Here is a 25,850-nt window from a genome sequence, read left to right as displayed (position 1 = left end):
CTCTCCCCGTCACTATACGGGGAGAGGATGCCGGCAGGCAGGTGAGGGGCGGCGCTAGCGCTTGGACAATGAAGCCCGCCAAACAGGCGGCATGACGGAGGCGACATGCAGGATTTGAAGCAGCGGCCGATTTCCGTCTTCCGCGAATTTCTCGATAGCGAAGCGGCCGGCGGCATCATCCTGATGGTGGCAGCGGCACTGGCGCTGATCGTCGCCAACTCGCCGCTCGCCGAAACCTATTTCTCCGCGCTCCACGCCTATCTCGGCCCGCTCAGCGTCTCGCATTGGGTCAATGACGGGCTGATGGCGGTGTTCTTCCTGCTCGTCGGGCTGGAGATCAAGCGCGAGATGCTGGACGGCCAGCTCTCCACCTGGCCCCGGCGCGTGCTGCCCGGCATCGCCGCTGCTGGCGGCATGCTGGTTCCGGCACTCGTCTATGTGGCCGTCAACCGCAACAATGCGGCAGCCCTGTCCGGCTGGGCGATCCCGACCGCCACCGACATCGCTTTCGCGCTCGGCGTGCTGTCGCTGCTCGGCAGCCGCGTGCCGGCTTCGCTGAAGGTGTTCCTCACAGCCCTTGCCATCATCGACGACCTCGGAGCCGTCATCATCATCGCCATCTTTTACACCAGCGGCCTTTCGCTGGCTTATCTGGGTGCCGCCTTCGCCGTCATTGCCGGGCTTGTAGTGCTCAACCGCATGCGGGTGATGACGCTTGTGCCCTATCTCGCTCTGGGCGTCGTCCTGTGGGTCCTGGTGCTGAAATCTGGCGTCCATGCAACGCTTGCCGGCGTGGCGCTGGCGCTGACCATCCCGCTCGCGCGCTCCGCCGGGATCGGCCACGATCTCGACCATTCGCCGCTGCACCGGCTCGAACACGGCCTGCACAAGGTTGTGGCCTTCCTCGTCATCCCGATCTTCGGCTTTGCCAATGCCGGCGTTTCGCTCGCCGGCCTCAGCGTCAGTGCGCTGATCGAGCCGTTGACGCTGGGTGTCGCCGCCGGCCTGGTGGTCGGCAAGCTGGTCGGCGTGTTCGGCTCCTCGGCACTTGCCATCCGGCTCGGTCTTGCCGACCTGCCAGCCAATGCCGGCTGGACGCACATGATCGGCATATCGCTGCTGTGCGGCATCGGCTTCACCATGAGCCTGTTCATCGGCCTGCTCGCCTTCGCCGGCGACGTGGCGCTGCAGGACGCGGTCAAGGTCGGCATCCTCGCCGGTTCCTTCATCGCCGCTATCCTGGGCGCTGCCGTGCTGCTCATGGCGCCCGCCAGGGGTGGCGTGGAGGACGGTGAAGAGTAGAGGCAGTCTTAGGACTTGGGGGACAATCGCTACTCGCTCTCACCCTCCAGCGCCGGCACCGACACGCCGGCAAGCTCTGCCGCCAGCAGCCGCGAAGCGCCGGCCCGCGCGATCCGCAGCATCAGCGCTTTGCGCGTTGCCGCTGCCATGCGGTGCTCGGGCGCATTGCGCAGGATCTCGGCGCCGTAGCCGTCGGAGAGGATGAAGCCGCACTCCTGGGGAAAGATCTCCGAGGGCACGCCGGGATGGGTGGCGAAGAAGAAGCGGTCGGAATGCAGCCGGTAGTCGGGCCATTTGCGGTCGACCCTGAAATCCTCGATCGAGGATTTGATCTCGATGATCCAGATATCTCCCTGCCGGGTCAGCGCGACGAGGTCGGCGCGGCGGCCCGTGGCCAGCGACAGTTCGGGCAACACATGTGCGCCCATATCCATGAGCAGCCGCTGTACGCCGCGCCGCACCAGCATGGCGCGTTCGGACTGGCGGCCGTCGATGAGAGGATTGATGAGGATGGGGGAGATGATCGGCATGCCAGGCACCATGCCAGATTTTGTTCACGGTTTGAACCTGTTTTATGAAGGCGATTGTATGGTTGACAGACCCGCTTGCTTAAGACCCTAGCTTTGCTAGCCTTCGCTTGGGTTTGGGGGATTGAGACATGAATGCCGTTGAGTTTATCGACAAGATTCTAACGCCGCTCGGTGGTGGGCTTGGCGCCCTGCTGGCGTGCCGGTTTTCACCGCAACTTCGTGCGCAGGTTAAGCCGGGGCTGGAATATGTGATGGCAGCTATCGTCGTGCTGATTCTAGGAGCTATCAAATGGCTCTAGGCGCTACCCAGCCGTAGGCGGCTTCACCGGCCCTGTCCCGTTCTACCGATGATTGCACATTGGTACGGGCTATATGGGTTGACTAGCACGTCGATTTGCGAGCCCGCGTTGCTGGCGGTGCAGAACGGCACCAACCACGGACTGGTTTCGATGCGGTAGACCGTTCCATCAATCACATATTGCAGCAGATAGCGGTTTGGGCCCTCGCCGCCGTCAATAAACTTCAAAACTTCAGCAGATGTCGGCGTCCAATCCCTTGTGTGGCTCCGCAGCCAGCTGTTGTGAATGAATACGGCGGTTAAGAATATTGCCCCGCAGATTAGGCAAGCCAGAATGAATTCCATCGAAACCGCTCAGGTTGGCTCTTTGCTGCCCTTCTTATCATCCTTTGGCGGTTATTTCCTTTGCGATATTTTCCTTCGCGCCCGCCAGAGTGGGAGTGACATACCCGGATATACCCTAAAGAAGTCAGGCATTGATCCTTGAAAGATTGAGTTTGCGGTGCATACCGTCGCTTCCATGGGGACGGGTGACGCAAAATCGAACACTAAAGAAGGCCAACAAGTATGGGCCTTTGACCTTGACGCTCTGCGCAAGGCTTTCAGAAAGTCCGTTCGGGAGCATAAAGTCACGGCGGCTGATTGGGCGGAACACGCCAAGCAGTTCCTCGAAAAACAAAGAGATCGTCAGCGCGAATCGACATGATATGCCGCGCCCATCAATTTCCACTTAGTAACCTTAAGATAGCAGAAAAAAATCTTTGCGCGTTACCAACCAAAGTCAGATGCAACCGCTTTAGTTCCGCGAATGTCGAATGGCATAAGCAGGGAGACGTCGCTTCGACACTTCCGTGAAGTGCGCAACCCATCTGCGGGTGGCGCATGGCTTTCTGTAAATTAGCTAAAGCTAATTTAAGTGAAAGGTGATATTTTGGAAGCAGCCGGGGCTCCCCCAATACACCCCGCTCCGGTCAGGCCCGGTGGCGGTCCACCCAAAGGAAGGCTACCGGGCCGATCCCTGCAACCAACTGGTGATCCGCTCGTTGACCCCATGCCGGGTTGATCCCCCGGCACTCCAGGACCTGCCCGCTGCCGAGGGGCGGCGGGCCTTTTTTGCCGATTGGATTCAAGCCCGCAGCGATAGCGAAGGCTCCGGCGGATGCCGGAGCCTTCGCGTTTGGTGATCCCGTCAGAAGTGGATCCAGAAGGATCTGCGGAAGCATCGCCGGCGCCAATAGCCATTGCGCCAATAGCGACGGCAAACCCGCCTCCACCCGCGTCGGCGACGGCGGCGGTGCCATCTGCGGTGCCGCACGAACTCGACGCCGTCCTGAACATCGGGACCATCCGGGCCGAGAATGTCGTCGGATGATTTGTCGAGTTCATCGAGAATGCCGGGCCCCGTATCAGGGATGCCGGCCAGGGCGGTGGCAGGACGCGCGATTGCGACGACGGTCGCAGCCCCTGCAAGCCCAAGCATTCCAGTCAGAAACAATCGCCGATCCATGCCAACCTCCATCGTTGATCATTGCGACAAGGGAAGACATAGAGCGGCAGATTGACGCGCCCAGATGCCGAAGAAAATTGGGTCAATCCCCCTGCCGTGCCGGCGGCGGATCTTTTTAGCGGTCTCCGACAATCCACGCGGCCAAATGCGCCTGTTCCCAGGGATCATTCCTCCGACAAGCCGGTCGCCGTTGCGTCCGTTTCAATGCTCACCGGCACGCCCTGGCGCAGGGAGTTGCTGACCGTGGAAATCGCCGCGGCCCTTGTGATGATCTCCGCCGGGTCGGAGCCGTCCAGCGTCGTGCATGAAACCTTCATGATTGACGAGGTCGCGAGCAAAGGCTTGCCTTCGAGGTTCAGCGTGACGATCACCGCGATCTTGTTGAGCGTTACACCCATTTCCTCGGCGACGTAGCGAAGGTCGTTGCAGAAGCAGCCGCCGATCGCCAGGGCGAGCAGTTGGCCGCCATTGAAGCCCAGGCCCATGCCGCCGGCCTTGCCTTCGGGCCGGTCGACGATGATCGTGTGGCCGCCGGCCCAGCCCATGGCGGCTTGCGTGTCCTCCACATTGCGCAGTTCGACGGTCATCGAGACCATTGCTGATGTCCTCCCGGCAGGAGTCGACCAGGCGTCGGGCCTCGTCGACGTAGAGTCATTATGCAGGCGCAGAGGCGGCCTTGTCGCTGGGCAACGCCGCCCCCGCCATGTCATCAAGGATCGGACAATCCGGCCTTTCGTCGCCGTGGCAGGCATGGATCAGTTTCTGCAGCGTCGAGCGCATCGACTGCAACTCGCGCACTTTCTCCTCGATCGCCGTGACATGGGCGGCGGCGATTTCGCGCACGTTCTGGCTGGCGCGGCTGCGATCCTGGTAAAGCGCCATCAACTGGCGGCAATCGTCGATGGAAAAGCCGAGATTGCGCGCGCGGCGCAGGAAGGCCAGCCGATGGATGTCGTCTCCGGAATAATCGCGGTAGCCGTTGGCGGCGCGCGCCGGGGCGATCAGGCCGATCTCTTCATAGTAGCGGATGGTCTTGGCCGGCAGGCCGGAGCGGTGGGCGGCGTCACCGACATTCATGACGGTTCTCCTCGATTTCCAGGAGCCCACGGAGCGGGCCCCTTGAATTTGCTTCACAATCCTGTGGGCACTGTTGCCAAAATGCCATAGTGATACGCTTACCGGTACGTCAAGGCAGGCATATAGGCATCGCACGCTTGGCAAGCAAAGCAAATGCCAGCATGAATGATGATGAGAGAGCGGCCGACTCGTGCCGCCGAAGTTGGGCGGGGCACCGGATCACCTGATGCGCATGAAGTCGTTTGCAATCATCGCCGCACTGGCGCTCTCCACTGCTATCGCCGGTTGCAGCACCATCGGCTCGCAGATATTCTCCAACAACTACGGCGCGGTCACCGACGCAGGTTATCAGCTGCCGCGCATCCCGATCGAGAAAGTGCCGATGAAGTACCATCGGCAGGAAGTGAACTACGACAGCCCGGAAAAGCCGGGCACGATCATCGTCGATACGCAGAACAAGTTCCTCTACTTCATCGAGGGCGACGGAAGGGCCATTCGCTACGGCATCGGCGTCGGCCGCGAGGGCTTCGAGTGGCATGGCACCGCCCACATTGCGCTCAAGCGCGAATGGCCGACCTGGACGCCGCCGAGGCAGATGATCCAGCGCCAGCCGGAATTGGAAAAGTTTGCCGGCGGCATGGAGCCGGGCCTGAAGAACCCGCTCGGCGCGCGCGCCATGTACCTGTTCAACAAGGGCGGTGATTCAGGCTATCGCCTGCATGGCAGCCCGGAGTGGAATTCGATCGGCAAGGCGATGTCGTCTGGCTGCATCCGCCTGATGAATCAGGACATTATCGACCTCTATGACCGCGCCTCGGTCGGCGCCAAGGTCATCGTTCTCTAGAGGCAGTTTTCGTACGCGGACCGTCTAGGCAACAACGGACGTCCCAAGCAGAAAACCGGGCAATTCGGCCCGGTTTTTTGTTGTTTGCGCGATGCGACGCCTGCTCGGTGGTCAGGACACCGCCGAGAACGAGGTGGGAGCCAAAATTTGGTTGGTGATTGTCTCGGTGATCTGGCCGTCACGCTCGGAATCTTCCCGCGCCTGTGTCCAGGCCGGGTCCTTCACGAACGCCGTCCAGCGCTCTTCGCGTTCGGCCAGCGATTCCCATGCCAGCATGTAGGTCAGGTCGTTGTTCGAAGCACCGATCAGCGTGGTAAAGAAACCCGCTTGGCGGATACCGTGCTTTTCCCACAATTTGAGGGTGATCTTGTCGAAACGATCAAGAAGCGCCGGCAAGCGCCCCGGCAAAGCCCGGTAAACCCGAAGTTCGTAGATCATTTTGGAGTTCCTTCTGGCCGAGGCGCCGGAAGCGAAGAAATCGGACCAGATGGTCAGCAGGGTAGAATTTTAAAAGGGGGCGTCAGGAGACCTGCTCGACCTGTTGCACTTCCGGCACGAAATGGCGCAGCAGATTCTGAATGCCGTGCTTCAGCGTCGCCGTCGAGGATGGGCAGCCGGCGCAGGCGCCCTTCATGTGCAGGAACACCGTGCCATTCTCGAAGCCGCGGAAGGTGATGTCGCCGCCATCCTGGGCGACCGCCGGGCGCACCCGCGTGTCGAGCAGTTCCTTGATGGTGATGACCAACTCCTCGTCGGCCTTGTCGTAGAACTCACCGGTCTGGCTGGTCTCGGCGGCCGGGCCGGCCTTGGCCATGACGGGCGCGCCGGACATGAAATGCTCCATGATGGCGCCGAGGATCGCCGGCTTCAAATGCTGCCAGTCGGGGCCATCCTTGGTCACGGTGATGAAGTCATAGCCGAAGAAAACGCCGGTGACGCCAGGAATTTCGAACAGCCGGCCGGCCAGCGGCGAGGCGACGGCGGCGCTGTCGGCATCGCGGAAATCGGCGGTGCCTTCCAGAAGCACTTCCTTGCCGGGCAGGAATTTCAGCGTCGCCGGGTTTGGCGTCGATTCGGTCTGGATGAACATGGCCGTCTCCGTGCCCGTTTGGGCATCTAGTTTGGAACAATTCTAAATAGGCTCAATTGGCTGGACATTCAAGCGAAACGCATCGCCGGAACAGCTGGCTGGCGGAATGTTTTTTCGCGCCCATCATCGGACCGGCATCACCTGAAGAGCAGAATCTCAGGCCAGGCTGTCGATTTCCTCGTCCGACAGGTTCTGCGGCACGACAGTCACCGGGATCGGGAAGGCGGCACCCTTGCCGGCCACGGCGCCGACCAGCGGCCCCGGCCCTTCCTTGCCCGCACCGGCGGCCAGCACCAGGATGGCGATGTCCTGGTCTTCCTCGATCAATTTGTGGATCTCTTCCGTCGGCTTGCCTTCGCGCACCACCATCTCGGGCTCGATGCCGAGCTTCTGGCGCACCTTGTTGGCATAGCTGTCGAGCGCGGCGCGCGCGGTGGCGTTGGCTTCCTCGCGCATGATCTTCTCGACACCCAGCCAATGCTGGAAATCGTCCGGCACGATGACATAGAGCAGCACCAGCGTGCCGCTGGTGCTCTGCGCCCGTTTCGAGGCATAGGCGACGGCACGCTCGCATTCCGGCGTGTCGTCGATGATCGTCAGGAATTTCCTGCGATGGCCGGCTTCGCGGCTGAGGCGTTTGGAGACCATGTCTATCTACTCGGTGTCGTGCGGCCGCAATCTGCCACTGCGGGGGACCGGCGGCAAGTCGCCGGCCTTGTGCCAGTGCACCCGATGTCGCGATCAGCCCTGCAGCAGGCCGATAATGTCGCGCACCGTCTTCATCGTCGCTTCGGCCAGCACGCCGGCGCGCTCGCCGCCGTCCTTGAGCACAGCGTCGACATAGGCGCGGTCATCCGAAATGCGGCGCATCTCGCTGGCGATCGGCGCCAGTTTTTCCACTGCAAGATCGGCCAAGGCCGGCTTGAACACGGAAAACTGCTGACCGGCGAATTCCTTGAGTACATCCGCCTTCGATATCTCGGCGAGACCCGCATAGATGCCGACCAGGTTCTCCGCCTCGGGCCGGCCGGCCAGGCCGTCCAGCTCGCTCGGCAACGCTTCCGGGTCGGTCTTGGCCTTGCGGATCTTCTTCGAGATGTCGTCGGCATCGTCAGTCAGGTTGATGCGCGACAAATCCGACGGGTCCGATTTGGACATTTTCTTGGAGCCGTCGCGCAGCGACATGATGCGCGCCGCCGGCCCGCCGATGACCGGCTCGGTCAGCGGGAAATAACCGTTGACGGTCTCTTCGCCGACCTGCATCTCGACGCCGACGCCAAGGGCCGCGATGCGGTCGGAGAAGTCGTTGTTGAATTTCTGCGCGATGTCGCGGGTGAGTTCCAGATGCTGCTTCTGGTCCTCGCCCACCGGCACGTGGGTGGCACGGTAGAGCAGGATGTCGGCAGCCATCAGCGAAGGATAGGCAAGCAGGCCGAGCGAGGCGTTCTCGCGATCCTTGCCGGCCTTGTCCTTGAACTGCGTCATACGGTTCATCCAGCCGATGCGCGCCACGCAATTGAAGATCCAGGCGAGCTCGGCGTGCTGCATGACCCGCGACTGGTTGAAGACGATGTGCTTCTTCGGGTCGATGCCCGAGGCCAGGAACGCAGCGGTGATCGACCGCGTCTGATCGGCCAGGTCTTCATAAACGAGTTGGGCTGTCAGCGAATGCAGGTCGACGACGCAATAGATGCAATCGGAGGTGTCCTGCAGGGCAACGAATTTCTTGATGGCGCCGAGATAGTTGCCGAGGTGCAGATTGCCGGTCGGCTGGACACCGGAAAAGACGAGTGGCTTGAAGGCGGTCATGATTGTCCTCATGGCTTGTGGAGGGCCGTATAAGCGTGATTCCGAAAAGTTGCAGACTTTTCGGAGCCAATCGCGCGGCTGGAAACCGCGCGCGGCGAAAGTCTTGCGACGGCGCGCTTATGGACGAAGACGGCGCTGCGATCAAGACGGCGCTGCGGGCGTGTCGGGCGCTCTACTCGTCCAGGTCGGTCTTTGCGACCGGTGGCGCCGACTTGCCCGATCCCCGCTTGACGTTGCGTCGGATCATGCCGAAATCGGCACCGCCTGTGGCGAAGGCGGTGATGAAATAAAGCAGCGCTCCGCCGGCAACCAGCGACAGCAGCGTCGTCGCCTTGACCGCCAGCGGCGAGCCCGGCCCTAGCCTGACGGCGAACCAGTGCTCGGCAAAATAGAGTGCCGCCCCCATTACGGCCGCCGACAGCACCAGCCGTGGAATGCGCTTCATCAGCGGCACGTCGCGCCCCCAATGGCCGCGCCGGATCAAGACGCCGAGCAGCATCACCGCGTTGACCCAGCCGGCGACGGCCGAGGCCACAGCGATGCCGGGCGCGCCCATCCGTGGAAACAGCGTCAGCGCCGTGGTAACGTTCACCGCCACCGAGATAGCGGCAAAGATCATCGGCGTGCGCGTGTCCTCGCGGGCGAAATAGCCTGGGGTGAACGCCTTGATCAGCACGAAAGCCGGCAGGCCGAGGCCGAAGATCGCCAGGATCGCCGCCACTGTCGGCGTCGAGCCGTTGGCGGCGAACGCGCCGCGCTCATAGACCAGCCGCACGATCGGCTCCGACATCACCCAGAGTGCCGCGGCTGCCGGCAGCGTCAGGAACAGCGTGAACTCGACCGAGCGGTTCTGCAGATTGGCCGCCTCGATTAGATTGCCCGACTTCAGCGCCCGCGACAGTTCGGGCAACAGCACGATCGCCACCGCAACACCGACCACGCCGAGCGGCAATTGGTAGATGCGGTCGGCATAGGCGAGCGAGGATACCGCGCTGTTCTGCGCCGAGGCGATCGCCGTGCCGATCAGCTGGTTGATCTGGGTGATGCCGCCGGTGATGGCCGCCGGCAGCGCCAGGATCAGCAGCCGCTTGACCGCGGGCGTCATTTTCGGCCGGCGGAAGCCGATCGAGATGCCGGCGTGGCGCACCGCCACCCAGACGATCGCCAGTTGCACCAGTCCGGCGGCAAGCACGCCCCAGGACAGCCCGTAGCCGACGGTGAGGGCATCCGAGCCCTTGTACCAGGCATACGCGAGCACGCCGATCAGGATGATGTTGAGGAACACCGGTGCCACCGCGGCGGCGAAATAGCGGCGCAACGAATTCAGCATGCCCGCCATCATCGCGCCCAGCGACATGCAGATCAGATAGGGAAACATGATCGTCGCCAGCGTCACCGTGGTGTCGAACTTCCCCGGCGTGCCGGCAAAACCCGGCGCCACCAGAAAGCGCACGATCAGCGGCATCGACAGTTCCATGATGATCGTCAGCGCCAGCAGCGCCGTGAACAGCACGCCGAACACTTCCTCGGAAAAGCGCTTGGCGCCTTCGGTTCCGTGGGTTTCGATCTCCTTGGCGAACAGCGGCACGAAGGCGGCGTTGAAGGCCCCCTCGGCAAACAGCCGGCGAAAGGTGTTGGGAAACTGGAAGGCGGCGTTGAAGGCATCGGCGACCGGTCCGGTACCGAGGGCGGCAGCCATCAGCATCTCGCGGCCGAAACCGAGCGCGCGGCTCATCAGCGTGCCGGAAGCGACCGTTGCGAATTTCTTGACGAGGCTCATGCTTTTGGGAACTGCCTGCGCAATTGGGACAAAGTGATGGTCGTTGTCACTCGGCCGCCGCCCTGGACTTGCCGCCGCGTTCGGGCACGATGCCTTCGAGCGTTGCCATCAGCCGATTGCGGATGGTGGCGATGCGGGCCGGGCTATCTATCTTCTGGCCAGTGAGATCGGTGACATAGAAAGTGTCGATGACCTTTTCGCCGAAGGTGGTGATGTGGGCCGATGCGATGTCGAGCGACAGGTCGGAAAGCGTTCCGGTGATCTCCGACAGCAGTCCCGGCCGGTCGAGGCCCTCGACCTCGATGACCGAAAAACGGTTCGACAGCGTGTTGCGGATTTCGGCGCGCGGCGGGATCTTGAACACCTTGGAGCCGCGCCGCGGCTTGGTGCGCTTCTCGATCATTTCCGGCAGCCAACTCTTGCCCGACAGCACGTCCTCGATCAGCCGGCCGACACGCTCGGCACGCCGGCGCTCGTCCTCGTCGCGATCGAATTCTCTGCTGATCAGGATCGTGTCGAGCGCGCGGCCATCCGACGTCGTGAAGATCTGCGCGTCGACAATGTTGCCGCCGGCTCCGGCGCAAGCCCCGGCGATGACCGAGAGCAGGCGGGGGTGGTCCTGCGCCAGCACGGTGATTTCGGTCACCGCCTCGAACTGGTGGGTCTTGACCATGGTGGCAAGCTTGTTGCCTGACACGTCGGCTTCGCGGATGAACTCGGCATGGCGCAACTGGTCTGCGAGATCGACGGTCAAAAGGTAATTCTCGTAGTGTTGGCCGACATAGCGCTTGCGGGCCTTGTCCGGCCAGTCGGCAAGCGCCTCGGCCAGGCGCTCGCGCGCCGCCGCCGTGCGCTGCGCGCGCGACACTTCCGAAAACCCGCCGGTCAGCAGCAATTCGGTCTCGTAGTAGAGCGTGCGCAGCAGCTGGCCCTTCCAGCCGTTCCAGACACCGGGTCCGACGCCCCTGATGTCGCAGACGGTGAGGATCAAAAGCAGCTTCAGCCGCTCGACCGACTGCACGATCGCGGCAAAATCCTCGATGGTCTTGCGGTCGTTGAGGTCGCGGGTCTGCGCCGTCATCGACATCACGAGGTGGTTCTCGACCAGCCAGGCCACGGTTTCGGTATCGGCAGGCGACAGCCCCATATGCGGGCAGATGCGACGGGCGATCCTGGCCCCCGCCTCGGAATGGTCCTCCGGCCTGCCCTTGGCAATGTCGTGCAGCAATACGGCGACATAGAGCGCCTCGCGGCTCTTCTTCAGGCCCGGCATCAGCGTGTGCGAGAGGGGGTGGACCTTTTCGCCGTCGCCGCGCTCGATCTCGGCCAGCACGCCGATGCAGCGGATCAGATGCTCGTCCACCGTGTAGTGGTGGTACATCGAGAACTGCATCATGGCGACGATCTTGCCGAAATCCGGGATCAGCCTGCCGAGCAGTCCGGCTTCGTTCATGCGACGCAGATTGAGTTCGGCATTGCGATCCGAGGTCAATATGTCGAGGAACAGCCGGTTGGCCTCCTCGTCGCGCCGCAGCGACTTGTTGATCAGGCCGAGCGAACGGGTCAGCAGCTTCAGCGCGTCGGGGTGGAATTCCAGACCGTGCTTGTCGGCGAACCAGAACAGCCTGAGCAGATTGACCGGATCGCGCTCGAACACCAGGTCGTCGGCGATGTTGATGCGGTGGTTGTCGACAATGAAATCGGAGGTGCCGGCCAGCTTGCGCTTGCGCCTGGAGAAAGTCAGGAAGATGCGGTTGAAGCCAGGAACGTGCTTGGCTTGCTCCTCCTCGAGCGCAGCGCAGAAGATGCGGGTCAGGTCGCCAACGTCCTTGGCAACGAGGAAGTAGTGCTTCATGAAGCGCTCGACCGCCGACAGGCCGGGGTGCGTGGTGTAGCCGAGCCGTTCGGCGATCTCGCGCTGGATGTCGAAATGCAAGCGCTCTTCGGCCTTGCCGGTGAGGAAATGCATGTGGCAGCGTACCGCCCACAGGAAATCCTCGGCCTTCTGGAACTCGCGGTATTCGCCCTCGGTGAAGACGCCCTTGTCGACCAGTTCCTCGCCGGTGCGCACTCGATAGAAATATTTGCCGATCCAGAACAGCGTCTGCAGGTCGCGCAGGCCGCCCTTGCCGTCCTTGACGTTGGGCTCGACCAGATAGCGGCTTTCGCCGGCCTTGGCATGGCGGTCATCGCGTTCGGCAAGCTTGGCCTGAACATATTCGGGGCCGGTCGTGCGCACCACCTCATGGTCGAACCGCAGCATCAGTTCATCATAGAGCTTTTCCTCGCCCCACAGGAAACGTGCTTCGAGGATCGAGGTGCGAATGGTGACATCGGTGCGCGACAGGCGCAGGCATTCGTCGATGTTACGGGTGGCGTGGCCGACCTTCAGCCCCAGGTCCCACAGCATGTAGAGCATGTATTCGACTGTCTGTTCGCCCCACGGCGTCTGCTTGTAAGGCAGCAGGAACAGAAGGTCGATGTCGGACCCTGGCGCCAGCGTTCCACGGCCGTAGCCGCCGACAGCGACGACGGCCATGCGCTCCGCCGAAGACGGATTCTTGACCCGGTAGACGTGGGTGACGGCGAAATCGTAAAGCGCCCGGATGATCTCGTCCATGAGGTGCGACAGCCGCGCCGCGCAGGCGCTGCCGCCGCCATCGTCCATCAGCATGCGTTCGGCGATGGCGCGCCCTTCCGCCAGTCGTCCCTTGAGCAGTTGGAGCACGCCATTGCGCGCGACCTGCCCGGAGCCGTCGCCCGCCGTGGCCGCGGTCAGCGCGGTCATCTCGCGGCGCAAGGCTTCGCCGTCGATCAATTCGTCGAGCTTCAGGGAGATTCTTGCCATATACCCAGCCGGCCTTGCCGTTCGGCGGCGTCTATAGCGCGTTTTCGCGACGCTGGGTATGGGGCGTTGAAAGCCGGTTCAAGACCCGGCTGATCTCTGGCTCGGATAAGTAAATGGAATGACCATTCTCCGCTTCAGTCGACAGAAATCGGCAATGCGCTTGCCTATTCGCCGAGCCTCGGCTTTTACCGTCGCTATGGCTGTCTTTCTGCGTCTCCCGGTCCCGACGGCGCACTGGATATCGCGCTTTTCCCTGAGCAGGCTTGGCAATTGGAGCGCCCTGTCGCCAAGGAACTGATCTTGTGCGCAGAGCGCAGGAACAAGCTGATAGATCGTCTCGCCTCGCAAAACCGAAAACTCGGGGTTGAAGACAAGGTCGTCGACAGCGATGCCGATCTCCTCTGTGGCCTTGATCAGGTCGAGCGCGGTTTGCCTGGAGATGATGTAGCCGGCGGTTCCTATATGTCCGGCGTCGAGTTTGGATGTGGAAAAGCCGTGACCGATGGCAATGCGCTTGCGTCGGATCACGGTCTTGCAAAAATAGCTTTCGAGCTTGACGACTTCGGCATCGGCTGGAATCCAGTCGCTGTCGCGAAGCAATGCGCCGGCTTTCGCGGCAAAGACGATGTCGTCCTCGAAGATTGCCCCGTAGCGAGCGTCGCCTTGCGCGATGGCGGCCCAGCAGGCCCGGTGACTGAGCAGGCAGGCGATCTCGCCGTCAGTCAATGGCAGCCTGTTCCGATATCCGACATTTTGCGGCAGCTGGTCCAGGTCCGGCCGATCCCGTGCGTCGATGGCCTGAACGCGTTCGAATGGGACGTCGATGCGGGCAAACTCCGCCGTCACACGGGCAAGGCGATCGGGAGACCGATCGAGATTGATGACCAGACGCTTCATTGCCAAAGAAAATCTCACCCCGGGACGCTCGCTCTCTAGCAGGCGTGGTGTTGCCGCGTGAGACTTTTTTTGGGGTGGATGGACGCGCGGTGGACCGGAGAAGAAAAGTCGAAACAGCCCTTGACCTTCCAGTTACTGGAAGCCCTATCTCCACGTCACACACCGATCCATCGAGGCATTTTCGAATGACGCATTCCGATCACGATCATCACGCGCATGGTAGCTGCTGCTCGACAAAAGGCGCGGTGCCCACCACGAAGAGCGTCGTCCGCGACCCGGTCTGCGGCATGACTGTCGATCCGGTCGCCGGCAAGCCGACGACCGAGCATAATGGCCATCCCTATCATTTCTGCAGCCAGGGCTGCCGCGCGAAATTCGTCGCCGAGCCGGAAAAATTCCTGACGGCCACCGATCCGGTCTGCGGTATGAGCGTCGACCGCGCGACAGCCAGGCACTTTGCCCGCCACGAAGGCCAGGGCTTTCACTTCTGCTCGGCCGCCTGCCAGGCGAAATTCGAGGCGGAGCCGCAAAAATATCTCGGCGACAGGCCGGCACCGCAGCCGATGCCCAAAGGCACGCAATACACCTGCCCGATGCATCCCGAAATCATCCGCGACAAGCCAGGATCCTGCCCGATCTGTGGCATGGCGCTGGAGCCGATGGGCGTACCAACGGGCGACGAAGGGCCAAATCCCGAGCTGGTCGATTTCACCAGGCGGTTCTGGGTGAGCGCTGCCTTGTCGGTCCCCCTTCTGATCATCGCCATGGCACCCATGATCGGCCTGACGTTTGAAGGTCTGGTCGAGGACCGGGCAAAAGTCTGGATCGAACTGGTCCTGGCAAGTCCGGTGGTGCTTTGGGCCGCCTTCCCCTTCTTCCACCGGGGCTGGGACTCGCTCGTCAACCGCAGCCCCAACATGTGGACGCTGATCTCGCTCGGCGTTGGTGCTGCCTATCTCTACAGCGTCGTAGCCACGCTGTTTCCGGACATTTTTCCGCATCAGTTCCGCGGCCATGGCGGTGCGGTACCGGTCTATTTCGAGGCTGCTGCCGTCATCGTTGCGCTGGTCTTCCTTGGCCAGGTGCTGGAGCTGCGCGCCCGTGAAAAGACCGGCTCGGCAATCCGCGCCTTGCTTGATCTCGCGCCGAAGGCCGCGCGGCTGATCGCCGCCGATGGGTCCGAAGGGGATGTGCCGCTCGACGCCGTCAAGGCCGGCGATCGCCTGCGCATACGCCCCGGTGACGCCGTGCCGGTCGATGGCACGGTGCTGGAAGGGCGATCCTCGATCGACGAATCGATGATCACGGGCGAGCCGTTGCCGGTCGAGAAGGTCGAGGGCGATGCGCTGACCGGCGGCACGCTCAACAAGAATGGTGCGCTGATCATGCGCGCTGAGAAGGTCGGCGCCGAGACGACGCTGGCGCGCATCGTCGATCTCGTCGCCAAGGCGCAGCGCTCGCGCGCCCCGATTCAAGGGTTGGCCGATCGCGTTTCTTTCTACTTTGTCCCGGCCGTCGTCCTTGTCGCGATTGTCGCTTTCATCGCCTGGGCCGTGTTTGGACCCGAGCCCAGCCTGATCTTTGCCATCGTCTCGGCGGTGTCGGTGCTGATCATCGCTTGCCCCTGTGCGCTCGGCCTCGCCACGCCGATGTCGATCATGACCGCCACCGGGCGCGGAGCGCATGCCGGTGTGCTGATCAAGGAGGCCGCAGCACTCGAACGCTTCGCTTCCGTCGACACGCTGATCGTCGACAAGACGGGGACGCTGACCGAAGGCCGGCCGAAGCTGACCGATGTCGTTGCGGCAAACGGTTTTTCCGAGGAGGAATTGCTGGCGCTTGCCGCCGGTCTGGAGAAGGGGTCGGAGCATCCTCTGGCTGAAGCCATCGTCGACGGCGCTGCTACGCGCGGCGTGACCGTTGCCGAGGCCAGCGCCTTCGAGGCGGTCACCGGCAAGGGCGTGTCCGGTTCGGTCTCGGGAAAGACGGTCGCGCTCGGCAATGCCGCGATGATGGCGGACCTTGGCGTCGACACCGCATCCATCTCGGCCAAGGCCGAGGCGCTGCAGCTCGAAGGCAAGACGGCGATGTTCGTCGCTGTCGACAAGAAACTGGCCGGCATCGTCGCCGTCGCCGACCCTATCAAGGCAACGACGGCCGAGGCGATCAAGGCGCTGCATGAAAGCGGCCTGCGCATCATCATGGCAACCGGCGACAATGAACGCACGGCCAACGCGATCGCCAGAAGCCTCGGCATCGACGAGGTCCGCGCCGGCCTGCTGCCGGAACAGAAGGCAGCCCTTGTCGAGGAACTGCGCGCAAAAGGCGCCGGCGTTGCCATGGCCGGCGACGGCGTCAACGACGCACCGGCCCTTGCCGCCGCCGATGTCGGCATCGCCATGGGCACCGGCGCCGATGTCGCTGTCGAAAGCGCCGGTATCACTCTGGTCAAGGGCGACCTCAACGGTATCGTGCGCGCCCGCACGCTGGCCCAGGCGACCATCCGCAACATCCGCCAGAACCTGTTCTTTGCCTTCCTCTACAATGTGCTTGGCGTGCCGGTCGCCGCCGGCGTGCTCTATCCGCTCACCGGCACGCTTCTGTCGCCGATGCTGGCGGCGGCGGCGATGAGCCTGTCTTCGGTGTCGGTGATCGCAAACGCGTTGCGGCTGAGAACATTGAAACTCTGATCCAAGCCCCCAAATACGAAACCCATCCAACAGGAGACCATGAATGACCTTCGCCAAAAAACTCGTGCTGCTGCTGATGGCGGCCGGAATGCTGGTTGCCGTCTTCCTCGAAAGCGTTCCGGCGCAAAGCGAAGAGATGAAACACGACATGGGCGCCATGGCGGCGGATGCGACCAGCCCTTCGACGGAAGGCTACAAGGCGGCGATGGACAAGATGCATGCCGACATGATGGCGTCCGACTATACCGGCAATGCCGACGTCGATTTCGTCAGAGGCATGATCCCGCACCATCAGGGTGCGATCGACATGGCCAAGGTCGAACTCGCCAATGGCAAGGATCCGGAAATCCGCAAGCTGGCCGAAGGCGTCATCGCCGCGCAGGAAGCCGAGATCAAGCAGATGCAGGCCTGGCTCGCCGCCCATCCGGTGAAGTAAGTCTTCAGCCATCGCCAGCGCGGCGAGAGCGCCTCTGGATTTCTCGTCCAGCCTGTGATGCGATCGGCTCAAATGGAGCCCGCCATGCCGTCGACCATCAGAACCACCAAACTGCCCTCAGGCGAAGCCGTTCAGGTGCTTGGCCAGGGCACATGGAAGATGGGCGAGGATATCAGTCGCCGCGCCGATGAGGTGAATGCTCTGAAGCTCGGCCTCGACCTCGGCATCACGCTGATCGACACCGCCGAAATGTATGCCAGCGGCGGTGCCGAGGAGGTGGTGGCCGACGCTATCGCCGGGCGCCGAGACGAGACCTTCCTGGTCTCGAAAGTTCTACCGTCGAACGCTTCACGCGCGGGCGTGCAGCGCGCCTGCGAAAACAGCCTGAAACGCCTGCGCACCGACCGCATCGACCTCTATCTCTTGCATTGGCCTGGCAGCGTGCCTCTGACCGAAACGGTCGCGGCTTTCGAGACCTTGAAAAAGGCCGGCAAGATCCGCCACTGGGGCGTCAGCAATTTCGACACCGACGAGATGGAAGAGCTGATTGGCGTGCCCGATGGCGGCAATGTCCAGACCAACCAGGTGCTTTACAATCTGGTCCGGCGCGGCCTCGAATTCGACCTGGCGCCCTGGAGCCGGCAGCGCAACATTCCGCTGATGGCCTATTCGCCGGTTGAGCAGGGCGCGTTGGCGCGCAATGCCAGGCTCGACGCGGTCGCCGCTCGCCACGATGCGACCTCCGCGCAGATCGCCCTGACCTGGGTCATGCATCAGGAGGGCGTCATCGCCATCCCGAAAGCCAAAAGCCAGGAGCATGTCCGCCAGAATGTCGCGGCGCTCGACATCAAGCTGACGCCGCAGGACATCGCCGATCTCGACCGCGCCTTCCCGCCACCAGCGCGCAAGCGCGGGTTGGAGATGATCTGACTATATCCCCGCCAGCCCCTTCAGCCGGTAGAGCGCTTCCAGCGCCTCGCGCGGCGTCATCTCGTCGGGATTGATCTCGCCGAGCGCCATACCCAGCGCATCGCTTTTGGGCGGCTTCGGCGCTTCCCGCTTCACCGCCACCGAAAACAGCGGCAAATCGTCCACCAGCCGGTTCGTCTTGCCCGAAACCTCACCTTCCTCAAGCTGGTGCAGCACTTCCTTGGCGCGGTCGACCACCGCTTCCGGCAGGCCGGCCAGCCGTGCCACCTGCACGCCGTAGGAGCGGTCGGCGGCCCCCTTGCCGACCTCGTGCAGGAAGACGACGTCGTTTTCCCATTCCTTGACCCGCATGGTCACGTTGGAGAGCCGCGCCAGCTTGCCGGCCAGCGAGGTCATTTCGTGAAAGTGAGTAGCGAAGATCGCCCGGCAGCGGTTCTTCTCATGCAGATATTCGACCGCCGCCCACGCGATCGACAGGCCATCGAAAGTGGCGGTGCCGCGGCCGATCTCGTCGAGGATCACCAGCGCGCGTTCACCGGCCTGGTTGAGGATCGCCGCCGTCTCGACCATCTCGACCATAAAGGTCGAGCGGCCGCGCGCCAGATCGTCCGAGGCGCCGACCCGCGAGAACAGCCGGTCGACGACGCCGATATGGGCGGAGGTCGCCGGCACGAAGGAGCCGGTCTGGGCCAGGATGGCGATCAGGGCGTTCTGCCGCAGGAACGTCGATTTACCGCCCATGTTGGGGCCGGTCAAAAGCCAGATCGCGCCGTTCCTGGCGCTGCCCTCCGGCGACAGGTCGCAATCATTGGCAACGAACGGGCCTTCGCCCGAACGGCGCAAGGCCTGTTCGACCACCGGATGCCGCCCGCCCGCAATCTCGAAGGCAAGGCTGGAATCCACCACCGGCCGGCACCAGGCTTCGCTTTCCGATAAAAGCGCGAGCGCCGCCGAGACGTCGAGCACGGCCAGCGCATCCGCGCCGGCGCGGATATTCTCCGCTTCACCGACCGCTTCCATCGTCAGCGCGTCGAAGGCGGCAAGCTCGATGCTGAGCGCCCGGTCGGCGGCATTGGCGATCTTGGTCTCGAGTTCGGCGAGCTCGGTCGTGGTGAAGCGCATGGCGTTGGCCATGGTCTGGCGGTGGATGAAGCGCGCCTTGGCGCCATCGCTGCCGGTCATCACCGCATGATGGTTGGCGGTCACCTCGATATAGTAGCCAAGCACATTGTTGTGCCGGATTTTCAGCGAGCGGATGCCGGTCTCGTCGATCAGCGAGCGCTCCAGCCCGGCGATCACCTTTCGCGATTCGTCGCGCAGCGCCCGCATCTCGTCGAGATCGGCATGGTAGCCGCCGCGCAAGAAGCCGCCATCGCGCTTGAGCAGCGGCAGTTCGTCGCCAAGCGCCTGGGTCAGATGCTGGGCCAGCGCCTCGGGCAGAGCATGGATGGCGGCCAATGCCGCCGCAAGTTCCGGGGGCAGGGCGGTCGCGGCAAAGATTTCGGCGATCGCGCCTGCCGCCTCGAAGCCGGCGCGCAGCGCGCCAAGGTCGCGCGGCCCACCCCGGTTGAGCGCCAGCCTCGACAGTGCGCGCGGCATGTCGGCAACGCTCTTCAGGCTCGACCGCACCGCTTGGCAGAGCCGCGTTTCGGAACGGAAGAACGACACCGAATCCAGCCTGGCGCCGATGGCCGCGGGATCGGTCAGCGGCGCCATCAGCCGGTCGGCGAGCAACCTTGCGCCGCCGCCGGTCACCGTGCGGTCGATCGCCTTGAACAGCGACCCTTCGCGGCTGCCCGACAGCGTGCGCAGCAGTTCCAGATTGCCGCGTGTCGCCGGATCGATGAACAGGGTCGAGCCCTGCTCTTCGCGCTCGGGCCGCGACAGCGGCGGGCGCTCGGCCTTCTGCGTCTTCTCGACGTAGGCGATGGCGCCGGAGATCGCCGACAGTTCGGCGCGCGAAAAGGCGCCAAAGGAGTCCGGTGTCGCCACATCGAAGAAGCGGCCGATGCGTCCCGTGGCCGAGGCCGAATCGAACAGTGATGGTGGCTGCGGGCTGGCGACGCGGCCGAGCACGTCGAACACCGGCTTCAACTCCGGATCGTGGAACACCGGCTCGGCGACGATCAGCTCGCGCGGATCGACACGGAAGATATCGGCCAGCAGCCGGTCGGCGGTGGTGTCGGTGACGCGGAAGGCGCCGGTCGAGATATCGATCCAGGCCAGCGCAAAGGAGTGGTCCGCTCCGCCCTTCACCCGCCCCAGCGCCATCAGGAAACTCGATTCCGAGGGTGCCAGCAATTTGTCCTCGGTGATGGTGCCCGGTGTCACCAGCCGCACCACGTCGCGGCGCACCACCGATTTGCCACCGCGTTTCTTGGCTTCGGCCGGATCCTCGATCTGTTCGCAGACGGCAACGCGGAAGCCCTGGCCGATCAGCTTTTGCAGATAGTCGTCGGCGGCATGCACCGGCACCCCGCACATCGGGATGTCGAGCCCTTGATACTTCCCCCGTTTGGTCAGCACGATGCCGAGCGCCCGGCTCGCCTTCTCGGCATCGTCGAAGAACAGCTCGTAGAAATCGCCCATGCGATAGAACAGAAGCGAATCGGGGTTCGCCGCCTTGATCTCGATAAATTGCTCGATCATCGGCGTGGCGCCGGCGTGGACGGTCGGCGCCGGCGTCATCGCCTCGGGGGCGTCTGGCTCGTTCGGGCTGTGCATGTTCATGCGCGGCACGCTAGCAGATGTGATGATGCGGTTTAATGCCGGCGCTTCGAAAAACAGGGGACGACGGGACGGCAGCTTGTCCGCAATTGCCGATGCGGACGGCGATTCCAGCGCGCTGGCGGTTTACACGCGGCGGCGCGTGGTCTTAATTCGGACCGAAACAAAGCACCCGCTTCAAGGAGGTGCTGCACCGGTGAGGAAATCAAGAACATCATGGCCAGGAAAACCGAGAACAGCGGTCCGTCCGTCAGTGCGCAGGAAGCGCTCGAGTTCCACGCCATGGGTCGGCCGGGCAAGCTGGAGGTCGTCGCCACCAAGCCGATGGCGACACAACGCGACCTCAGCCTCGCCTATTCGCCTGGTGTCGCGGTTCCGGTTCTGGCCATCGCCGAGGACCCCAGCCGCGCCTTCGACTACACGACGCGCGGCAACATGGTCGCCGTCATCTCCAACGGCACGGCTATCCTCGGTCTAGGCAATCTCGGCGCGCTGGCCTCCAAGCCGGTGATGGAGGGAAAGGCGGTGCTGTTCAAGCGCTTCGCCGATGTCGATTCCATCGATCTCGAGGTCGACACCGAGGACGCCGACGAGTTCATCAACTGCGTGCGGTTCCTCGGGCCCTCTTTCGGCGGCATCAATCTCGAGGACATCAAGGCGCCGGAATGCTTCATCATCGAGCAGCGCCTGCGCGAATTGATGGACATTCCCGTCTTTCACGACGACCAGCACGGCACCGCCATCATCTCGGCGGCCGGCCTGATCAACGCGCTGGAAATCACCGGTCGCGACATGAAGACCACAAAAATGGTCTGCAACGGCGCCGGTGCGGCCGGCATCGCCTGCATCGAGCTGATGAAGGCGATGGGCTTTGCGCCGGAAAACATCATCCTGTGCGACACCAAGGGCGTCGTTTTCCAGGGCCGCACCGAAGGCATTAACCAGTGGAAATCGGCGCATGCGGTCAAGACCGAGGCGCGCAGCCTCGCCGAGGCACTCGATGGCGCCGATGTCTTCCTCGGCCTCTCCGCCAAGGGCGCGCTGACCACCGCCATGGTGCAGTCGATGGCCAAGAACCCGATCATCTTCGCCATGGCCAATCCCGACCCGGAAATCACGCCGGAGGAGGTCGCCGAAATCCGCACCGACGCCATCATGGCCACCGGGCGTTCTGATTATCCCAACCAGGTCAACAACGTGCTCGGCTTTCCCTACATCTTCCGCGGCGCGCTGGATGTCAGGGCAACCACCATCAATGACGACATGAAGATCGCCGCCGCGCAGGCGCTGGCGGCATTGGCACGCCAGGATGTGCCCGACGATGTCGCCGCCGCTTATCAGGGTAACCGGCCGAAATTCGGCCCCAACTACATCATCCCGGTGCCGTTCGACCCGCGCCTGATCTCGGCCATTCCGATCGCGGTCGCCAAGGCGGCGATGGATTCAGGCGTCGCCCGCAAGCCGATCCTCGATCTCGACCGTTACGCGCAGGAGCTGTCGGCCCGCCGCGACCCGATCGCCTCGACCCTGCAGCGCATCTACGACCGGGTGCGCCGCCAGCCCAAGCGCATCGTCTTCGCCGAGGGCGAGGAGGAACAGGTCATGCGTGCCGCCGTCTCCTATGTGAACCAGCGGCTCGGCACCGCCATCCTGCTCGGACGCGACGACGTCATCAAGGAAAACGCCAAGCACGCCGGCATCGACCTCAACAAGCAAGGCATCGAGATCATCAATGCCAGGCTGTCGCGCCGCAACGGCATCTACACCGACTATCTCTACGAGCGCATGCAGCGCAAAGGCTTCCTGTTCCGCGACTGCCAGCGCCTGATCAACAACGACCGCAACCATTTTGCCGCCTGCATGGTGGCGCTGGGTGATGCCGATGGCATCGTCACCGGTGTCACCCGCAACTATTCGACCGCGCTCGACGACATCCGCCGCGTCATCGACGCCAAGCCCGGCCACCGCGTCATCGGCGTCTCGATCGTGCTGGCGCGAGGCAAGACCGTGCTGGTCGCCGACACCGCCGTGCACGATATGCCGAATGCCGAGCAGATCGCCGACATCGCCGAGGAGGCCGCGGGCTTTGCCCGCCGCATGGGTTATGAGCCGAGGCTCGCCATGCTCGCCTATTCCACCTTCGGCCATCCGCAGGGCGAGCGCTCCGAACGCGTCCAGGAAGCCGTGCGTATCCTCGACAAGCGCCGCGTCGATTTCGAATATGACGGCGAAATGGCCGCCGACGTGGCGCTCAATGCGCGGGCCATGGCGCAATATCCGTTCATAAGGCTGACCGGCCCGGCCAATGTGCTGATCATGCCGGCGTTCCACTCGGCCTCGATCTCGACCAAGATGCTGCAGGAACTCGGCGGCTCGACCGTGATCGGCCCGCTGCTGGTGGGGCTGAACAAGCCGGTTCAGATCGTGTCGCTGAACGCCAAGGACAGCGATATCGTCAACATGGCGGCGATTGCGGCGTATACGGCGGGGACTTGACGTTGTGGCAAGAACTGTATTGCTGTCAATTATTCGCTGATGATTACTTGACCAGTATTGCAAGCTATGCGATCGAAGAGTCTGGGTGATGGTGTAATGGAAACATGCCGCAAGGAGTCTAGTCGGGTTCGATTCCCGGCCACCAAAGGGCAAGTGATATTGCCTTTTGGTGGCCGGGAGTTCTGAATTAATGGCCCTCAGTGCACCAGGTCTCTACAAAGCCCACGTTCTGAATTTGCAGGCTGTGCACGATGGCATCGTTCACACTGAGCGAGAGCTACGTGCGGCCCTCGCCAGAGAAGATAAGCCGTCAACAGATACGCTGATCAAAATCCTCTTGCTGCTCACTGGAGCTTGGGCTGAGTGCCGCTTAAAAAAGCTTCTATATGAGCCCTCTGGTTTTGATGACTCGGCCCGCAAGAAAATATCGGACAAGCGTTCACAGATTGAGTCGTGGCAATCGTCACTCGAATTGGGATACCGCAAGCGCTACGGAGTACCGAAAGCAAATCTGTCCGAGCACACGCTAAAGCCTACTGCGCTAATGAGATATGGTGCGCTTGCGGACGTTATTAAGAATGATTTGGCTCCTATAATTGAAATGCGAAATACCCTGGCGCACGGGCAGTGGAGCAGGCCACTGAACTCGGAAGAGACAGATATATCAAACTCTATGATAGCAGCGTTAAAAAAAGAGAACGCTTTGTCAGTTCGGTTCAAATTGTCGCTGCTTGAAGCACTCGCTATGTTGATACACGATTTGGTATCTTCTCCGAATGCTTTTGAACGTGATTTCGATTTGCATTTTAATCAGATAATATCGACGAAACGGAATCTTAAAACAAGAAATTATGAGAAGTGGAAATCGGAAATGGTTTCCAAATACAAACGAGGGAAGGTCAAGAGATTTCCCAGTAAGTCAATCGGACAGATTGCGCCAGTTCCGGTTGCAGAAGAGGATTCCTTGGGAAGTGGAAGACTCAAGGGTCTAATGCGTGGTCTTTTTCGCTTGGAGTAGCGCAACAGTATTATTACCGTCTGCGAACTATAGTTCGCAGACCCGGGAGGACATTAACCGATCCTACTATCTGCAACAATAACTCCCTCACCCCGGCGCGAACACGCGCGCGGCCTCGACGACCTCGTCCACCTGATCCTGCCGCAGCAAGTCGATCGGGACGCGGCCGTCGAGCTGCGCCGAGGGGCGAGTCAGCCACAGCCACGCCAGTCTGGGATTGCTGATCAGCGACAGCACGTCGCGAATGCCCGCTACCGGCCGGCCGTCGACGAACTGCGCCAGCGGGAAGACATGTTTGCGGCCGCCCTTGCGCAAGGCGATGACCTCGCCCCGCCGCTGCCAGCGATGCAGGGTCGAGCGGGCGATACGCAAATTCTCTTCCAGATAGGTCGAGCCGGCGACGCGGCCCGCCCAGTCCTCGATCAGCATCGATTCGAGATCGTCGGATTTTGGCAGCGAAGGAGGCTCGACATCGGCCAACGGGGTCGTCGGCGGATTGATCACGCCGGCTATACCGGCTTCGCTGCGGCGCGCGGCTTCCGCCGCCAGCGCGCGCACGAATTTCGAGGCCAGGCCGGGCAGGTCGGCATGGATGGCGTCGATAGCGCGCTGGTGCTTCGGTGACAGCAAGGTGACGGCGGACGCTATGCTGCCGGCGATTTTGCCGACCGAGACCATGGTGGGCTTGTTGATGGTCTCGTCATAGTGGGCAAGCGCGCGTTCGACGTCTTCGGCGACCATCTCGGCGAAGTCGTCCTGCTTGAGGCCCTGGAGCTGAAATCTGTTCATACATCTGTCTTCTGGGCCGCGCTCTCCTCCCACAGCTGCGGCCGGCTGTTGAATCTCTAGAGCGGAAAGCGGAAATCGCGACGGCAACAGATGCTGCGGCCCGACAGCTCGCTGTCTTGCATTTCTTCACACCCCAACTGACTGAGGGCGCACCGAAATGTCAGTCGCGGGACGCCCGGATTGCGTGTAGGTGCGATGTATGACAGCCGCGCGACGGTGAGGGGCGGAGGCGGCCTTCCCTTCTCCCCCTGTGGGAGAAGGTGGATTGGCGCGCAGCGCCAAGACGGTTGAGGGGTGTTGGACGGAGTACCGTCAGTGCCAAGCTGGAGCACCCCTCATCCGTCGCCTTCGGCGACACCTTCTCCCACAGGGGGAGAAGGGAAGAGCTTTCCCTACAGCAACCCCGCCTGCTCAGCCTCGCGGCGCAGATTCTGCCGTGGCCTGGGGCCGATCTGCTGGATCACCAATCCGGCCGCCAGTGAGCCAAGGTCGCCGCAAGTCTGCAGGTCGCGGCCTTGCGTGTAGCCATGCAGGAAGCCGGCGGCATAGAGATCGCCGGCGCCCGTCGTGTCGACCAGTTCCTTGATGGCGGTCGCCTTGATGACCACGGTCTCGTCGCCGCGCACGATCACCGAGCCTTTTTCCGAGCGGGTCACGGCGGCGATCCGGCAATCCTTGCGGATCTGGGCCAGCGCCTCGTCGAACGACGACGTCCGGTAGAGCGACTTGATCTCGTGGCTGTTGGCAAAGACGATGTCGACCGTGCCCGAACGCATCAGCTC

Annotated in this window: 23 protein-coding genes; 8 read left to right on the top strand and 15 right to left on the bottom strand. The window is 62.7% G+C overall.

Going from position 1 to position 25,850, the window contains the following annotated elements:
• Positions 1-105: 105 nt before the first annotated feature.
• Complete coding sequence (nhaA, locus tag EOB59_RS25495; protein ID WP_128289503.1) at positions 106-1,302, top strand: Na+/H+ antiporter NhaA; 1,197 nt, start codon at positions 106-108, stop codon at positions 1,300-1,302.
• Positions 1,303-1,331: 29 nt separating this feature from the next.
• On the opposite strand, the gene EOB59_RS25490 is transcribed toward nhaA, so the two are convergent.
• Entirely contained in the window at positions 1,332-1,832 is a 501-nt protein-coding gene (locus EOB59_RS25490) for an MmcB family DNA repair protein (protein ID WP_164895743.1), read from the bottom strand.
• Positions 1,833-1,960: 128 nt separating this feature from the next.
• On the opposite strand from EOB59_RS25490, the gene EOB59_RS35360 reads away from it, so the two are divergent.
• Positions 1,961-2,131, top strand: a complete 171-nt coding sequence (locus tag EOB59_RS35360) for a hypothetical protein (RefSeq protein WP_164895742.1) — start codon at positions 1,961-1,963, stop codon at positions 2,129-2,131.
• A 23-nt stretch (positions 2,132-2,154) separates the two neighbouring features.
• Here the strand turns inward: EOB59_RS35360 and EOB59_RS25485 are convergent, their stop codons facing one another.
• The 4 genes from EOB59_RS25485 to cueR form a co-directional block, all read right to left on the bottom strand.
• Complete coding sequence (locus EOB59_RS25485; RefSeq protein ID WP_128289501.1) at positions 2,155-2,475, bottom strand: hypothetical protein; 321 nt, start codon at positions 2,473-2,475, stop codon at positions 2,155-2,157.
• A 124-nt stretch (positions 2,476-2,599) separates the two neighbouring features.
• Positions 2,600-2,860 (bottom strand): hypothetical protein, encoded by a 261-nt coding sequence (locus EOB59_RS25480; RefSeq protein ID WP_128289500.1) that lies wholly within the window; start codon positions 2,858-2,860, stop codon positions 2,600-2,602.
• A 941-nt stretch (positions 2,861-3,801) separates the two neighbouring features.
• Positions 3,802-4,233, bottom strand: a complete 432-nt coding sequence (locus EOB59_RS25470; protein ID WP_128289499.1) for an OsmC family protein — start codon at positions 4,231-4,233, stop codon at positions 3,802-3,804.
• A gap of 58 nt (positions 4,234-4,291) precedes the next feature.
• On the bottom strand, positions 4,292-4,714 hold the full coding sequence (gene cueR, locus EOB59_RS25465) for a Cu(I)-responsive transcriptional regulator (protein WP_127382668.1): 423 nt from the start codon (positions 4,712-4,714) through the stop codon (positions 4,292-4,294).
• A gap of 226 nt (positions 4,715-4,940) precedes the next feature.
• Here cueR and EOB59_RS25460 point away from each other — a divergent pair, with 226 nt between their 5' ends.
• Complete coding sequence (locus tag EOB59_RS25460; protein ID WP_127397760.1) at positions 4,941-5,558, top strand: L,D-transpeptidase; 618 nt, start codon at positions 4,941-4,943, stop codon at positions 5,556-5,558.
• 111 nt (positions 5,559-5,669) lie between these two features.
• Here the strand turns inward: EOB59_RS25460 and EOB59_RS25455 are convergent, their stop codons facing one another.
• From EOB59_RS25455 to EOB59_RS25425, 7 genes are all read right to left on the bottom strand, one after another.
• Positions 5,670-5,996: an NIPSNAP family protein gene (locus tag EOB59_RS25455; RefSeq protein WP_127269475.1), complete on the bottom strand. Its 327-nt coding sequence runs from the start codon at positions 5,994-5,996 to the stop codon at positions 5,670-5,672.
• An 82-nt stretch (positions 5,997-6,078) separates the two neighbouring features.
• The gene (locus tag EOB59_RS25450) at positions 6,079-6,648 is read right to left on the bottom strand and encodes a NifU family protein (protein ID WP_023811631.1); all 570 of its coding nucleotides are present in this window, start codon (positions 6,646-6,648) and stop codon (positions 6,079-6,081) included.
• A gap of 156 nt (positions 6,649-6,804) precedes the next feature.
• Complete coding sequence (locus tag EOB59_RS25445; RefSeq protein WP_013528063.1) at positions 6,805-7,296, bottom strand: universal stress protein; 492 nt, start codon at positions 7,294-7,296, stop codon at positions 6,805-6,807.
• 93 nt (positions 7,297-7,389) lie between these two features.
• Positions 7,390-8,457 (bottom strand): tryptophan--tRNA ligase, encoded by a 1,068-nt coding sequence (gene trpS, locus EOB59_RS25440; RefSeq protein ID WP_127256391.1) that lies wholly within the window; start codon positions 8,455-8,457, stop codon positions 7,390-7,392.
• Positions 8,458-8,629: 172 nt separating this feature from the next.
• Positions 8,630-10,237: a murein biosynthesis integral membrane protein MurJ gene (gene murJ / locus EOB59_RS25435; protein WP_128289498.1), complete on the bottom strand. Its 1,608-nt coding sequence runs from the start codon at positions 10,235-10,237 to the stop codon at positions 8,630-8,632.
• A 46-nt stretch (positions 10,238-10,283) separates the two neighbouring features.
• Positions 10,284-13,085, bottom strand: coding sequence for a [protein-PII] uridylyltransferase (locus EOB59_RS25430; RefSeq protein ID WP_128289497.1), 2,802 nt, complete (start codon positions 13,083-13,085; stop codon positions 10,284-10,286).
• A gap of 78 nt (positions 13,086-13,163) precedes the next feature.
• Positions 13,164-13,982 (bottom strand): glycosyltransferase family 25 protein, encoded by an 819-nt coding sequence (locus tag EOB59_RS25425; protein ID WP_127395943.1) that lies wholly within the window; start codon positions 13,980-13,982, stop codon positions 13,164-13,166.
• Positions 13,983-14,167: 185 nt separating this feature from the next.
• On the opposite strand from EOB59_RS25425, the gene EOB59_RS25420 reads away from it, so the two are divergent.
• From EOB59_RS25420 to EOB59_RS25410, 3 genes are all read left to right on the top strand, one after another.
• Positions 14,168-16,672, top strand: coding sequence for a heavy metal translocating P-type ATPase (locus EOB59_RS25420; RefSeq protein WP_128289496.1), 2,505 nt, complete (start codon positions 14,168-14,170; stop codon positions 16,670-16,672).
• Between the two features lie 43 nt (positions 16,673-16,715).
• A complete protein-coding gene (locus tag EOB59_RS25415) occupies positions 16,716-17,108 on the top strand; it encodes a DUF305 domain-containing protein (RefSeq protein ID WP_127321683.1) in 393 nt (130 codons plus the stop codon).
• Between the two features lie 84 nt (positions 17,109-17,192).
• Positions 17,193-18,038, top strand: coding sequence for an aldo/keto reductase (locus EOB59_RS25410; protein WP_128289495.1), 846 nt, complete (start codon positions 17,193-17,195; stop codon positions 18,036-18,038).
• On the opposite strand, the gene mutS is transcribed toward EOB59_RS25410, so the two are convergent.
• Positions 18,039-20,768: a DNA mismatch repair protein MutS gene (gene mutS, locus EOB59_RS25405; protein WP_128289494.1), complete on the bottom strand. Its 2,730-nt coding sequence runs from the start codon at positions 20,766-20,768 to the stop codon at positions 18,039-18,041.
• A gap of 213 nt (positions 20,769-20,981) precedes the next feature.
• On the opposite strand from mutS, the gene EOB59_RS25400 reads away from it, so the two are divergent.
• Together EOB59_RS25400 and EOB59_RS25395 are read left to right on the top strand one after the other, a co-directional pair.
• Positions 20,982-23,261, top strand: coding sequence for an NADP-dependent malic enzyme (locus EOB59_RS25400; RefSeq protein WP_127395289.1), 2,280 nt, complete (start codon positions 20,982-20,984; stop codon positions 23,259-23,261).
• 190 nt (positions 23,262-23,451) lie between these two features.
• Positions 23,452-24,279 (top strand): hypothetical protein, encoded by an 828-nt coding sequence (locus EOB59_RS25395; protein WP_128289493.1) that lies wholly within the window; start codon positions 23,452-23,454, stop codon positions 24,277-24,279.
• Positions 24,280-24,366: 87 nt separating this feature from the next.
• Here the strand turns inward: EOB59_RS25395 and EOB59_RS25390 are convergent, their stop codons facing one another.
• Entirely contained in the window at positions 24,367-25,068 is a 702-nt protein-coding gene (locus tag EOB59_RS25390; RefSeq protein ID WP_128289492.1) for an antitoxin Xre/MbcA/ParS toxin-binding domain-containing protein, read from the bottom strand.
• A gap of 392 nt (positions 25,069-25,460) precedes the next feature.
• The coding region (locus tag EOB59_RS25385; protein WP_245486750.1) for a PfkB family carbohydrate kinase at positions 25,461-25,850 on the bottom strand (390 nt) is incomplete at its 5' end.

Origin of the sequence: Mesorhizobium sp. M7A.F.Ca.MR.176.00.0.0 (assembly GCF_004023165.1) — a bacterium.
GTDB lineage: Bacteria > Pseudomonadota > Alphaproteobacteria > Rhizobiales > Rhizobiaceae > Mesorhizobium.
The sequence above is the reverse complement of the archived record's forward strand: the minus strand, read 5'-3'. Positions and strand labels throughout refer to the sequence as shown.